The sequence below is a fragment of the Microcoleus sp. FACHB-68 genome, assembly GCF_014695715.1.
Lineage (GTDB): Bacteria > Cyanobacteriota > Cyanobacteriia > Cyanobacteriales > Oscillatoriaceae > FACHB-68.
Map to the genome: position 1 here is coordinate 957642 of NZ_JACJOT010000008.1, position 12736 is coordinate 970377.

Genomic DNA, 12736 nt, shown 5'->3' on the forward strand with positions numbered 1-12736 from the left:
AATGAGCAGCAATCTTTTGTCTTTTCCGTTTTCAGTTTTTCCTAACCGGCTGTTGTTGCTTTCCATGTTGTCTGACTGTTGAGCATTCCAAATAACTATTGTGTGCCAGTCAGACTAAGGATTACAGCTATTTATCAATTAATTTTACAATTGTTTACATTTTTGCGGGCAACCCATAAGATTCTATCAAATCTCCTCATGCCCCATGCCCCATGCCCCATGCCCCTCTCCCTAACAGATTTACTAGCTTAAAGGAAAATAATAGTATGAAAGGATTTGGCTATAGCCGTGAAAAGAGTTTAATTGCCAAGGCGATCAAGACTCACGATGTCGCGGTAGTGGATAAGCAAATTTCTGAATTCGAGCAGCGCATTTCCGCAAAACAGATGGCGTCTCTTTTGTTTGAGGTGATAGAAACGCTGCCGGCTGAAGATAAAATTTGGGCATATAGCAATCTACTGCCGCAGGAAGCTTTGCAAGAAATGTATCAAGAGGCGGTAACGCTTCTCTATAAACTTTTAATAGAACATGGATTTGAAGCCGGCAGAGATTTCAGCACAAGTGAGCAGGGATTAAAAATGAGCCGGCAAGCGAGTGAAACACTCTTAAAAGAATTGCCGGCAGACTTTCAAGCGAATTTTGACGATATGGTGACATCAGGCGTGATTGTCATTCAAGACGAATCGCCAATTGATGTATTAGAGGCGCAGTTAGGAGTGCCGTTTGTAGAGAATTTGCTGCAACGAATTGAGCGCCGGCTGCCCGATTTAACCGATAGTGAGGCTTGCACTTATTTATATAATATTTTTGAGGGAGTAGAAGCGCAAACCGGCATCTCAGTGGTGGATTTGGTGTCTTCTCGTTTGCAAGGAAATAAACGGTTGGGCAAACTGTTTCAAATGATGGAGAAGGGAGAAACTGAGGAAAATATTGATTGGATGTTCGATCTGGTGTGTGCGGCAGGAGGTGAAGCGCAATTGCAACCCGATCCAGAGGATGCCGGTAATTGGATTCTCAGCCGGCAAGCCATAGAATTATTAGATAAAGTTTATCTAGGTGAAAGGCCGGTTGCTTCTTTAATTGAAGCAGCAGAATTGATTGAAAAGTTAGAGGAAGGGTAGCCACGAGTTAAATTTACTTCTTAGTAAATTAGTAATCATCTTCACTGTCAGATAACCATAAATCATGCAGCGAATTTCCGGGCATATAGTCTGGAAGTGCGGCTTTTGCTGCTACTGCTAACTTCTGCTATTTTTCAGCATTCAGTCTAGCCTTTTCTTCTATTTCTTCGCGCATCATCCGCGAGATAGATTCGATGATTTCTAAGCGCTCGTCTGCACTCATCTGCTTTAGTGCTTCCAAGATTTCTGTTTTTGTCATGGGTTAGCCTCGGTGGTTAGGCGCTCACGCTACAGGATTATTTTAAAACAATTAAACCCATCGAGGCCGGTTTATTCTGTGTGCGCCTAATCTCCTTTGGCTAGGAAGTGATCACCGGCAGCACCTTATAAATTAAGGTTTGAGATTGGGCGATCACTTCTCATCTGTGGATGTCTACTGACTTAAATTCTCTTTTTCTCGCTTTGGTATGGCTTTTACAGGTGTTTTGAGCAAAACCCAATCGAGATACAGCATGAGAATTTGCATTTTCAATAAGTTGCTTGCACGCTTGATATTGCTATCACTTAGCACCGACTCCCAGAACTTCTTCAGCCGGATTCCAAGAACAATGTCGGTAGACTTCTCTAGAGCCAGAAGAACAAGATTTTCAACCATTTCAATGACCTTAGTTATTTACTAAGGACACTGTCGCAATTTTATTTAAGAGTGATTTACCTGACTTGCTCTGACTTAGCCTGACTTGTTCTGACATTCCCTGACTAGCTAAATTTTTTGGGAAAACTTTGGCTAGACTGGTTTAAGAGATTTAGGAAATAGTAAATGTCGCTACCAGAAGACTTTCTGACTCAACTAGAACAGTATGGGGAGTTATCGCAGGGGGAAAGGGAGGTCTTCGTGGCGATATTTAGTCATGGCAAGAGTCGAGTGGAAGTTACACAGGCTTTACATATCTCAGATAGTAATTTGAGTACCCGGCTATCAGGCATTTACAAAAAATTCAAGATTAGTGGCAATGGCCCAGTTAAGGAAAACCGATTACGGGAATATCTGAGCAAACGATACTCACTGTTGAAAGCGTCTGCTTCCTCAACTCCTCATGATTCAGACTCTAACATTAATGCGTTAGTCCAAGAAGTGCGAGAGAAGGTGAAACCCGGCATTCAAGAACGTTGCAGTACAATGCGCGTGCTGGATATGACTCAGCCTATAGGGTTGAATGATATCTACACCAATGTCAATATTCTGGAGAAAATTACAAGAAATCGGCGTATAGAAGTTTCTGAACTATTGAAAGTGTGCAACTCAGATGATTTTGAGCGCTTTGGACTTAGTGAAATCGCTGAAGAACGAGTGCCGGGACTGGAAGCCGTCAAGAAATATACCAAGCTGATGATCTTGGGGAAGCCGGGAGCGGGAAAAACCACGTTTATGAAATATGTAGCGATGCAGTGTATTGCGGGAAATTTTCAAGCTGATCGCGTGCCAATTTTTGTCACTCTCAAAGACTTTGCAGATTCTACAAATAAATCCGGATTACTGGAATACATCTGTCAGCAACTTTCTAACGGCGCAGAAACACAAAATTCTGCGTCTATGCAAAAGGTGATCGCCCACGGCAGAGCATTGATTTTACTCGATGGCTTGGATGAAGTTAGAGAAGACGAGAGCAACTGTGTTTTAAAGGAAATTCGTAATTTATCTGATAAGAATAGTGATAATCACTTTGTAATGACTTGTCGCATTGCAGCGCAGGAATATATCTTCAATAAATTTACAGATGTAGAAGTCGCTGATTTTGATAATGAGCAAATGGCCACGTTTGCGAATAAATGGTTTAAGGGTAAAGTCGTAAAAGCGGAAACTTTTCTTAAACGTATTCAAGATAATCAACGAATCAGAGAGCTGGCCACAAATCCGCTGTTGCTGACGCTCTTATGTTTGGTCTTTGAAGAATCCGGAGATTTTCCGGCAAATCGTTCTGAACTGTACAAAGAAGGACTGGATGCCCTGCTGAAAAAATGGGATGCCAAGCGCGGAATTGAGCGCTATCAGATTTACAAAAAGCTATCCGTTCAACGCAAGGAAGATTTACTTAGCAAAATAGCCCTAACTACATTTGAGAAGGGAGACTATTTCTTCAAGCAAAAAGCAGCAGAACTCTACATTAAAGATTACATCCGTAATTTACCTGATGCTAATACTGAACTGGAAGTATTGCAATTGGATAGTGAGAAAGTCTTGCAATCAATAGAAGCTCAACACGGGTTATTAGTAGAAAGGGCTAAGGGAATTTACTCTTTTTCCCATTTGACATTTCATGAGTATTTCACGGCTAGAGAGATTATTGTCGGCAATCAATCATCAGAGGAAGCATTGCAAAATCTGGTCAACCACATCACTGAAAGGCGTTGGCGAGAAGTCTTTTTACTCGCTGTTGGGATGTCGCCAAGTGCAGATCGGCTGTTGTTGCTCATGAAAAAGCAGGTCGATTTGCTTCTAGAAGATGATCAGAAGTTGCAGGAGTTCTTGATATGGCTCAGGGAGAAATCTGATTCACTTGACGTTCCATATAAATCAGCAGCAGTTCGGGCTTTTTACTTCAAGCTCGACCGCGACCTTGACCGCGACCTTGCCCGCGACCTCGACCGCGGCCTCGTCCGCGACCTCGACCGCGCCCTCGCCCGCGCCCTCGACCTCGACCTCGTCCGCGTCTTCGCCCTCGACCTCGTCCTCGACCACGCCCTCGACCTCGACCGCGCCCGCGACCTCGCCCTCGACCACGTCCTCGCCCCCCTTTTTGCCTACGCCCGCGACCGCGCCCGCGACCGCGACCTTAAGGAAGCACTGCAAGAACTTAAGGAACAATTACCTGTTCTAAATGATGAAGAAAAAATATTTAAACAATGGTGGAAAGATAATGGTTGGGCTTGGATTGAGCAATTAAGAGTCGTAACCATTAAATATTGCAATATTGGGCACGATTGGCAGTTCAGTAAACAGCAAAAGGAACTGCTTCAGCGGTATTACGATGCGAACTTGTTGCTAATCAATTGCTTGAATAGCGATTGTTATGTGTCCCGTGAGGTGCGGCAGGAAATAGAGGATACCTTGTTGTTACCCATTGCAGAGATTGAAAAACACCGGCACCCCGCATAACTCTGCAAAATGGGGGGTCAGACCCCTCTAGGTGACAAATCACCGGCACGCTATGCTGCAAACAAAGAATTTCTGTCAACTGTAAAACTACTGAAAGCGCGGGGCTGTGCGGCTGGCACCCCGCTCGTTCGCCTAAGAAGGCATTGGCGCAGCTGTTGTCTATGTGAGAATCGAGGGAGAATATGTATAGACCCTATCCGCATCTGAGAGATAACGGCAAACAAGCTGTTGCCAATGAGCCATCTATGAGAAAAGTTTTATTCATCCTCGGCGAGTTAAACGATCGGGATCTCGATTGGATGCTGACAATCGGCAGCCGGCAAGAAATCGCTGCCGGCACCGTACTCATCGAAGAAGGAAAACCCACTGACGCACTCTACATCGTACTTGAGGGCACCTTAACCGTTTCGATGGCGGCTTTAGGCAACAGAGAAATCAGCACAATCGGTTGCGGCGAAGTCTTGGGAGAAATGTCTTTCGTAGATGATCGCCCGCCGGCAGCCACCGTCAAAGCGATTGAAGACTCCGTTGTTTTGTCGATTCCGCGACAGCCCTTAACTGAAAAATTACAGCTAGACGTGCTTTTCGCTTTACGTTTTTATCGAGCCATCACCAAATTTCTTTCCACCCGACTGCGCGGTGCCGTTAACTGGTTCAGTGATGATAAAGACTTACGCATGAGTCACCAGCAAGACGACGACTTAGCAGCACTGCCGCCTCATGACATGGCACTGGCGACAGCCAGATTCGATCAACTCCTTGAACGTCTCAAAAATTCCTAACAGCTTCTAACCATTCAGGTGTGGCATTTATTCATGCTCACCCACATATCGGCCTTTTTTCAATAAAAAGCCTGGGTTAACCGTTGCCAAAGCTGATGACAACTGCCGGCAGCCGAGCGTTTTTGACTTAAACATTCGTTTCAATTTCAGAAACCAAAGTAAAAAAACGCACCTAAGCTATTAGAAAAATTATCGAGTTTTTCAAGAAATCTAAGCATTAATTCTCAATTAAATAGCCTTAATAACGATTAAATTTAAAATAGGAAAAGCTCAGGAACACTTCAGCAAACTTCTGGTCTACCTAAATACGAGCAACGCATAACTTGCTTTACCAATACAGGCGTCTCCTGAGGGAGCTATCTATGTTTAAAACTAAAAAATGGCAATCTAAAACCGCTGCGCTAATGGCATTGGCAATGAGCCTTGCTGCCGGCGCACCGCTTGTGCAAATAGAGCCGGCTAATGCACAGTGGAACGCGCCGCCAACACGCCCGAAAAACGGACAACAGAACACGCCCCGATCACGCCCGAATAACGGACGGTGGAATGCGCCCCCATCAAGTGCTAATGCCAGCCTTCCATACGGCACAGAGATTCGAGTTAGGTATGACGATGCCGAGAAAATCCTTGTTTTGCCCGATGAAACCGCACCTCTAACCCTAAGAGTTGCCCAAAACATCAAATCATCAACCGGCACCATTTTAATTCCTGCCGGCAGTCAAATTATTGGGGAACTGCGACCGGCAAACGGCGGATCTCAATTTGTCGCCAAAGAACTGCTAATGGGGCGTAATAGCCGGCCCATCCCCCTGAATGCCCGTTCTGAGGTCGTTACAAAAACCGAAAAGATCGATAAAGGTGCCAGTACCGGCAACATATTAAAAGGTGCAGCCATCGGTGCAGCCGCAGCAACCGCCATCTCAGCAATCACCGGAGATCGTGCCATTGCCACAGAAGAAGTCCTCGGCGGTGCTGGTGTCGGTGCCCTCGGTGGACTGCTGCTAGGGCGCAAAAAAGATACCGTCGTGGTGATCAATCCCAATACCGATCTGGATCTGACCTTACGTTCTGAGTTAGCGCTGCGCTAACCTACGGCAAAACAAAGCCGGCTACCCTCAGCATCGGGTGCGTCAGCGCTGAAATATAGCAGTGCTCACTTATATGAGGCTCAGCAGATCACCCCTTTTGGAGGGGGTTTGGGGGACGCAACCGTCCACCAATGGGGGGTTTGGGGGGAACCCCCCCAATGCCTTTCTGACTTTTCCCAGTTTTTCATCCAATGGAGAACCGCTATAGATACGGTTGTTCATCATCACACCAACCCAGGAGCACCTCTAGTAGGTGCTCTCAAGTTTTTCGGTAAGCTTATCGGAATTGGGGTAGCAATTCTTACCAAAACCTGACTGATCACCCCCGTACCTAGCCGTAGGTATTGGTTATGAGGGATGCGATTGATAATTATTCAATTTAAATAAAATCTTATCAACCCAATTCCCACATTTTCTTACATCACTGCTAAGCATGGGCCGGCTATCGGTGAACTAGCAACTGAGTGCAACAAATTTGACAGCAATGCGTCTGGAACAGTTAGGAAAGTTAAAGAAAAACCACGCAAAATTACGAAAATGCCCCGTTGTTTTGCTAAATTAACTTGATTTATCTGCCAAACTCAGCCTAGGAACAAGTGTTGCATCCTAATGTCTATTTAATTAGCTAGGCAAGAACACAGCAGGCCGTGCCTCTACTCACTCTCATGTATTCTGGAGAACATTGATTATGACCATGAATCGTTTGCAATCAGGAACCGCCGCCTTAATCGCTTTTGGTATGATTGCAGGTGCTGCCGCACCCATCGTGGTTACGGCCCCAGCATTTGCTCAAACCAGCTTTTCTGATGTCACTACCAACTACTGGGCTAGAGATTTTATACAAGCGCTAGCCTCGCGAGATATTATTAAAGGCTTTCCTGATGGCAGCTTCCGACCGAATGAGCCGGTGACGCGGGCACAGTTTGCCGCAATGGTTCGTAAAGCATTTAATAAAGCCGATGTTCGCACCGGCATCAACTTTGTCGATGTCTCGTCCAACTACTGGGCTTACACTGCGATTCAAGATACCTATGAGATGGGATTTCTCACCGGCTATCCTGGCAATGTTTTCAACCCAGAACAAAATATTCCTCGCGCACAAGCCTTGGTGTCGCTGGCAAACGGGCTAAACTACACCAGCACAACTGCTGCCGGCACCGTCTTGCAAGGTTACACTGACGCCACGGCTATCCCAGACTACGCCCGTGGCAGTGTTGCCGCAGCCACAGAAAAACGCATTGTCGTCAACTATCCCGATGTTAAATACTTAAATCCCAACCAAGTCGCCACACGCGCTGAAGTGGCAGCCTTCATCTACCAAGCCTTAGTGAGTGCCGGTCAAGCAACCGCCCTCACCTCACCTTACATCGTGGCTGGGGCAACAACCCCAACCCCACCCGCAGATGATCGCATCATTGTTAAGACAGGGACGACTATCCCCGTCAACTACTCAAAAGCCGAGAAAATTCTCCTCGCGACTAACGAACCCAAACCCGTACCTGTAACCTTGACAGTGGCTCAAAATGTCTCGGTTCAAAACACAGTAGTGATTCCTACGGGAAGCCAGATCGTCGGTGAAATGCAATTAGTTCAAGGCGGCGCTCAGTTTGTCGCCAAAGAACTCGTGCTGCCGAATGGCACACGCAGCGCGATCAGTGCTAATTCTGCTGTCGTTACCAAAACCGAAGAAATTACCAAGGGCATTAATATCGCCAAGGTGCTGAGGAATGCAGCCTTGGGTGCTGCAGCAGCAGCGGCAATCTCGGCGGTAACCGGCGATAAAGCCATCGCCACTGAAGAAGTGTTGTTAGGTGCCGGTTTGAGCAGCGTGCTCACCCTAATTGGCGTCTTCCAAGGTCGCAACAAAGTCGATCTGATTTCAGTTGACCCCAACAAGGATCTAAATCTCACCTTACGCTCAGATTTAGTCTTCCGTCGCGCTTCTTAACTTCTCTAAAGTCATTTAATTAAGCGTTCGCAATCTTAACGGGTTGCGAACGCTTTTATTTTTAGATAAAGTTCGCATTTATATATTTCAATTTTGCCTATTTTTTACAAAAATAAAAAATAAACTACACACAACAGATTAAACTCTTTTTTCTCCTACTCTCCCACTCAGGACTCAGGACTCTTCTCCCACCGGCAGCGACAAAATAAACGTCGTTCCTGGCCCCGCATTCGGAATATCTGCCTTCCATTTCTCCAACTTCGCCGGACTAAAAACTTGAATTTTGCCCTGCATTTGTTCTACCAAATCTTTAGCAATGGCTAAGCCCAAACCTGTGCCAGGAATCTCTGTTTCTGCCTGAACGCCTCGGAAATGCCGCTCAAACAGCCGCTCCAAATCCTGTGGGGGAATGCCTGGGCCGGTATCTGAGATGCTGAATATGATCCATTCAGAAGGGGAATTTGAGGGAATGATGGGATGCTGGGATAAGGGGCGCAATTGTTCTTGATTCTCTCCCTCGCCGGCTCGCTTCTCAACCTGGATATAAATCTGCCCGCCGGCAGGTGTATATTTCAAGGCATTGTCTATCAAATTGCTCAAGACTTCGCGCAATGCCTTGGGATTAACCGGCACCGGCGGTAAATCGGACACAATGCCGGTGATGATACTCAGTTGGCGCTCACCGGCAATTGCTCTGGCTGATACCAGCAATGGTTCGAGGACTTGCGCGACGGAACACAATTCTAGAGGGGATGCCGGCAGCAGGGGTAATATCTGGGAATTGGGGGCCGGTTCGCCGGTTTGTCGGGAAGTGCCTTCTGAGGTTCGCACCGCTTCCCAATTAACTGCTAAAGGAGCCGGCTCGATTTCCAGCCGGTCTTGTTCGATGGTTCGATCCATCTGTTGCAGCAACTCTTGCAAGCGATCGCTCTCCCGGACAATGCTGGCGGCAATATCGCGGTTGCCATCTCCGGGTATTAGGCGTCTTAGCAACAGTTTGCCGAATGTTTTTAAAGCCGTAAGCGGACTGCGAAGCTGGTGCAGCAAATTATCCAGGATGTCGTGTTGCTGAGCGTGAATCAGCTGCTGCTGGCGATAGTTATGCTCTACCCACTCAGAACGCTGGTCTAAAATACAAGCCAGTGCGAGAGTATGGGCGATTTGTTCGATTTGAGAGCGCTCTCGTTTATTCCAAGGCCGGTCTTCTCGACTGGTGACCAACAATCCCATCACCACCCCCTCATGCATGAGAGGCAGGATAATTTGGCGCTGTTGCTGCCAGGAATCTTCTTCATCGCCCTCCCCCGCCTGCCCCCGATCTGCCTTCTGGTCAAAAAAAGGTGTTTGCGAATCAATTAATGCATCTACCGATGGGATAATGCCTGGTGCGGCAGAGAGTAAGCGAGGGAACGCCGCGCCGGCTCGTTCGGGTAAAAGCGTTAAGGGATCGTTTTCTTCCCATACCACAGCCGTTTCTGGGTAAGCCACTATCGGAATTAATTTGGCTTCTGCCCCTTCTACCAGTTCCTCAGTCAAATACACCACACTTAAGGACGCTCTCAGTCCTTGAGTTAACAGGGCTAACTGCGCTCGGCAAAGCGCAACAAATTCTGAACTCGCAGGCATTAACATGAACTGACTGTGGGTTTTTTAACAACGGTGATCAAATAAAGGGGTTTTGTCTCAGGCAAAGTAGACTTGTCCTCTACTATGATTGTGATAGGTTTGCGGCTAAGCGAGGCAAATGTAACAGGAAAATTCCGTTGCCGGTAAATTGGGATGGACACGCAGCCGCGCTCACTCACTCATTTGTCCCGCCACTGCTCGATTCTCTGTCGCTTGCGATCCGCGTTCTCTATCTCCCAAGACTTAATTTTTTAACTTTTATTAAAAAATATTTTTTTTTGTTAAAGATAGTGTAGCTTTTTTTCCGGACTCCCCTGGTTCTAAATCGCCAGAAGCCTTATCCACACTGGGTTCAGGAAAATTATGTAGAAAGGTTAAAAGAGATTGATATTTTGTACGGGAACAGATATACTTGCGACGGTTTTTGTAACTATCACTACACCCGTCGGCTGAAAGAGGAGGTAAAGAGGTTGGCTAGGAGACGTAAACGTAAGAGCCGTCGTCGGCAAGAAGGGCGTCGAATTCTTGAGCACGTGCCTCAGTATAGTATCGAAAGTGGCGAAGATAAACCAGTCACAGCTGCTCGCAAGTTTATCCATACCGAGGGTATCCTTCCACCTGCCTTGCTGTTAGTTAAAAGGAACGAACACACCACTGACCGATATTTCTGGGCAGAAAAGGGTCTATTTGGGGCGCAATACGTTGAAGAAAATCATTTCCTGTTCCCTAGCTTAAAAGTGCTGGAGGGCAGTCCGGGCACGAATCCGAGCTTAGCACTCAGTGTCCGTTGAAATCAAAGACCGCGCCTTGAAAACACACCCCGCCGGGGAAGCGAGTTGAAAACGCTCAAGCTTGCTTAGAGATAAGTGAGCTTAAGTCTAACTAGAATACCTGATTGTGTGACGGGATATTCAAGTTGTCTCGATTAGTCTGGCAATCAACGACTTGCTGTCGAGCCTTACTGCTAATTAGGGTGCTGCCGGCGACGGGCTGTAAGCCAGAGTTTCTCGAGAGGTTGGCCTCTCCAGGGGTGTGCCTAATAAAACTGCTTAAGTATCTGTTGGGAAGAAAAGCGAGTAAATCGCAAGGCAAAAATAAGGAAATCGGGTGGAGATAAACTCTAGCTAAGTGCCCGAAATTCTTTCATTGCGCTTTGTGCCGGCTGTAAATAGCCAATATCGAATAGGCAATTATCAATATCGGCAGCCCTCAGCCAAGGTTCGTGCTGGGTGTTGACTGGAATTAACATTCATTTTTTAGTGTGGTGTAGGGCGCTACGCCTTGCCTTTATTTTTCATCGGCGGTTGCATTCGCCGGTGTAATTTTTTTTGGATCTGTCCCCTGTTGTGTCTCTGATGACGAGGGCCGATTTTTGATTGGGCTTACCGGCAAGGGGTTACGCAAATAAGTTTGTCTTTATGAACCGGCTGGGGATTTAATATCCAGCAGCAGTTAAGCAGGATGGAAGCCGGCAGCGACAAAGCAGGATATCCTAGCAAAAGAATGTTTTCCCCACTCAGCCCTCTGTATGCAGAATACCCGTCTCAACAGCCTGGTTGATGTCGCCTCTGGGCGGTTTGGGCAATGGTTACGCAATCCTTGGCGGCGAATCTCGCTGCTGGTAATCAGTGTGTTGTTTGGCGTCTTCTTGGGAACCGCTATTTCTACCATCGCCGGACAAAAAGCTAACTTAGATATTAGTGTGGCTGCGATTTTGGTCGTGCTAACGGAAGCGATCAGCTGGGTTGTTTACAGGACAAAGCGGCCAATTTCCAACTCGCTGTTGGTACAAATATTAAATGCGCTCAAAATTGGTTTGACTTACAGCCTATTTGTAGAAGCCTTTAAGCTAGGTTCCTGATGGCATGGAGCAACCGAGTTTATCCCTGAATCAAATTCTTACACAGTGGGCGGATCAGCGCGAAACCCCGGCAGAGGTTTGGCAACAGCTAGAAGCATGGGAACTCTCAGATCAACGGCGGGCCAAAGCTTTTGGCGTTACGCCTGAGAATGTCAGTGAAATTGTCCAACAGCGATGGCTGCTTTTTCAGTCTGTCTATCCCAGTTTCCCCCCAGCCGTTGCGGAAAATCCATCTTTATTAAACACCTTATGGCATCTTTGGCTGCCTTTGGGGATGCAGTTGGCCCAATACCGGCAAACTTTAGGGCGTCCTGTAGTTCAGGGGATATTGGGGGGACAAGGCACCGGCAAAACAACTTTAGCTGCCGGCCTAACGATGATTCTTGGCCATTTAGGCTACCGCACTGTCAGCCTGTCCCTGGATGACCTTTACAAAACTTATCGTGAACGGCAGCATCTCAAACTGCAAGACCCGCGTTTGATCTGGCGTGGGCCACCGGGAACCCATGATGTTGAGCTGGGGATTGAGATCCTGGATCAGTTGCGCCGGCTTGATCGTCCCTCTGTTCAGGTTCCGCGCTTTGATAAGTCTGCTTGGGGAGGTGCCGGTGATAGAACGAACTCCCAGACAGTTGCCGGCGCTGATATTGTCTTGTTTGAAGGTTGGTTTGTCGGGGCGCGACCGATTGATCCCGCTATTTTTGACACTGCACCGGCACCGATTATCACGCCGGCTGACTGCTGTTTTGCCCGTGATATGAATGCCAAACTCCACGATTATTTACCCCTGTGGCAGCGCTTAGATCGCTTAATGGTGCTGTATCCGGTTGATTATCGGCTTTCTGTACAGTGGCGACAGCAGGCAGAACATCAAATGATCGCTGCCGGTAAAGCGGGGATGAGCGATTTAGAAATTGAGCAATTTGTCTATTATTTCTGGAAAGCGTTGCATCCAGAGTTATTTATCAAGCCTTTGGTTAACCGTGCTGATTGGGTGGATTTGGTAGTGGAAATTAATGCCGATCATTCTGCCGGCAGCGTTTATAAGCCGATTGATGGCTAATTTTACAAGCTTAAACATGAAGAAATTTAAGCAGTTTCTAACCGATTGGGGAATGTGCCGGTGAACCCCACACACTCCCCAGCCGTACAA

At 47.0% G+C, this 12736-nt stretch carries 12 protein-coding genes; 8 read left to right on the plus strand and 4 right to left on the minus strand.

Features of this window, described 5'->3' with window-relative positions; translation table 11 throughout:
- Positions 1-266: 266 nt before the first annotated feature.
- On the plus strand, positions 267-1121 hold the full coding sequence (locus H6F73_RS12880; protein ID WP_190759125.1) for a hypothetical protein: 855 nt from the start codon (positions 267-269) through the stop codon (positions 1119-1121).
- 127 nt (positions 1122-1248) lie between these two features.
- Here the strand turns inward: H6F73_RS12880 and H6F73_RS27005 are convergent, their stop codons facing one another.
- The gene (locus H6F73_RS27005) at positions 1249-1380 is read right to left on the minus strand and encodes a hypothetical protein (protein ID WP_277882605.1); all 132 of its coding nucleotides are present in this window, start codon (positions 1378-1380) and stop codon (positions 1249-1251) included.
- A 174-nt stretch (positions 1381-1554) separates the two neighbouring features.
- On the minus strand, positions 1555-1776 hold the full coding sequence (locus tag H6F73_RS12890; protein ID WP_190759126.1) for a hypothetical protein: 222 nt from the start codon (positions 1774-1776) through the stop codon (positions 1555-1557).
- A gap of 165 nt (positions 1777-1941) precedes the next feature.
- On the opposite strand from H6F73_RS12890, the gene H6F73_RS12895 reads away from it, so the two are divergent.
- The 4 genes from H6F73_RS12895 to H6F73_RS12910 all read left to right on the plus strand — a co-directional run bounded on the left by H6F73_RS12895 (position 1942) and on the right by H6F73_RS12910 (position 8096).
- Positions 1942-4278: an NACHT domain-containing protein gene (locus H6F73_RS12895; protein ID WP_190759127.1), complete on the plus strand. Its 2337-nt coding sequence runs from the start codon at positions 1942-1944 to the stop codon at positions 4276-4278.
- Positions 4279-4523: 245 nt separating this feature from the next.
- Entirely contained in the window at positions 4524-5060 is a 537-nt protein-coding gene (locus H6F73_RS12900; RefSeq protein ID WP_190667146.1) for a cyclic nucleotide-binding domain-containing protein, read from the plus strand.
- Positions 5061-5422: 362 nt separating this feature from the next.
- Positions 5423-6148 (plus strand): hypothetical protein, encoded by a 726-nt coding sequence (locus H6F73_RS12905; RefSeq protein ID WP_190759128.1) that lies wholly within the window; start codon positions 5423-5425, stop codon positions 6146-6148.
- Positions 6149-6836: 688 nt separating this feature from the next.
- The gene (locus H6F73_RS12910; protein WP_242072432.1) at positions 6837-8096 is read left to right on the plus strand and encodes an S-layer homology domain-containing protein; all 1260 of its coding nucleotides are present in this window, start codon (positions 6837-6839) and stop codon (positions 8094-8096) included.
- Positions 8097-8270: 174 nt separating this feature from the next.
- Here H6F73_RS12910 and H6F73_RS12915 read toward each other — a convergent pair whose 3' ends face one another.
- Entirely contained in the window at positions 8271-9722 is a 1452-nt protein-coding gene (locus H6F73_RS12915; protein ID WP_199330515.1) for an ATP-binding protein, read from the minus strand.
- A 470-nt stretch (positions 9723-10192) separates the two neighbouring features.
- On the opposite strand from H6F73_RS12915, the gene H6F73_RS12920 reads away from it, so the two are divergent.
- The gene (locus H6F73_RS12920) at positions 10193-10513 is read left to right on the plus strand and encodes a DUF3155 domain-containing protein (RefSeq protein ID WP_190666866.1); all 321 of its coding nucleotides are present in this window, start codon (positions 10193-10195) and stop codon (positions 10511-10513) included.
- Between the two features lie 329 nt (positions 10514-10842).
- Here H6F73_RS12920 and H6F73_RS27010 read toward each other — a convergent pair whose 3' ends face one another.
- Complete coding sequence (locus tag H6F73_RS27010) at positions 10843-10971, minus strand: hypothetical protein (RefSeq protein ID WP_277882606.1); 129 nt, start codon at positions 10969-10971, stop codon at positions 10843-10845.
- 279 nt (positions 10972-11250) lie between these two features.
- Between H6F73_RS27010 and H6F73_RS12925 the strand changes: the two genes are divergently transcribed.
- Together H6F73_RS12925 and H6F73_RS12930 are read left to right on the plus strand one after the other, a co-directional pair.
- Entirely contained in the window at positions 11251-11583 is a 333-nt protein-coding gene (locus H6F73_RS12925; protein ID WP_190759130.1) for a DUF565 domain-containing protein, read from the plus strand.
- 4 nt (positions 11584-11587) lie between these two features.
- Positions 11588-12646 (plus strand): glycerate kinase, encoded by a 1059-nt coding sequence (locus H6F73_RS12930; RefSeq protein WP_190759131.1) that lies wholly within the window; start codon positions 11588-11590, stop codon positions 12644-12646.
- Positions 12647-12736: the final 90 nt, after the last annotated feature.

Bases quoted from the DNA above. Each gene is read 5' to 3' on its own strand.
- H6F73_RS12900 (WP_190667146.1), top strand. From the start codon at position 4,524: ATGAGAAAAGTTTTATTCATCCTCGGCGAGTTAAACGATCGGGATCTC.
- H6F73_RS12890 (WP_190759126.1), bottom strand. From the start codon at position 1,776: ATGGTTGAAAATCTTGTTCTTCTGGCTCTAGAGAAGTCTACCGACATT.
- H6F73_RS12915 (WP_199330515.1), bottom strand. From the start codon at position 9,722: ATGCCTGCGAGTTCAGAATTTGTTGCGCTTTGCCGAGCGCAGTTAGCC.
- H6F73_RS12895 (WP_190759127.1), top strand. From the start codon at position 1,942: ATGTCGCTACCAGAAGACTTTCTGACTCAACTAGAACAGTATGGGGAG.
- H6F73_RS12880 (WP_190759125.1), top strand. From the start codon at position 267: ATGAAAGGATTTGGCTATAGCCGTGAAAAGAGTTTAATTGCCAAGGCG.
- H6F73_RS27005 (WP_277882605.1), bottom strand. From the start codon at position 1,380: ATGACAAAAACAGAAATCTTGGAAGCACTAAAGCAGATGAGTGCAGAC.
- H6F73_RS12910 (WP_242072432.1), top strand. From the start codon at position 6,837: ATGACCATGAATCGTTTGCAATCAGGAACCGCCGCCTTAATCGCTTTT.
- H6F73_RS12905 (WP_190759128.1), top strand. From the start codon at position 5,423: ATGTTTAAAACTAAAAAATGGCAATCTAAAACCGCTGCGCTAATGGCA.
- H6F73_RS12925 (WP_190759130.1), top strand. From the start codon at position 11,251: ATGCAGAATACCCGTCTCAACAGCCTGGTTGATGTCGCCTCTGGGCGG.
- H6F73_RS27010 (WP_277882606.1), bottom strand. From the start codon at position 10,971: ATGTTAATTCCAGTCAACACCCAGCACGAACCTTGGCTGAGGGCTGCC.
- H6F73_RS12930 (WP_190759131.1), top strand. From the start codon at position 11,588: ATGGAGCAACCGAGTTTATCCCTGAATCAAATTCTTACACAGTGGGCG.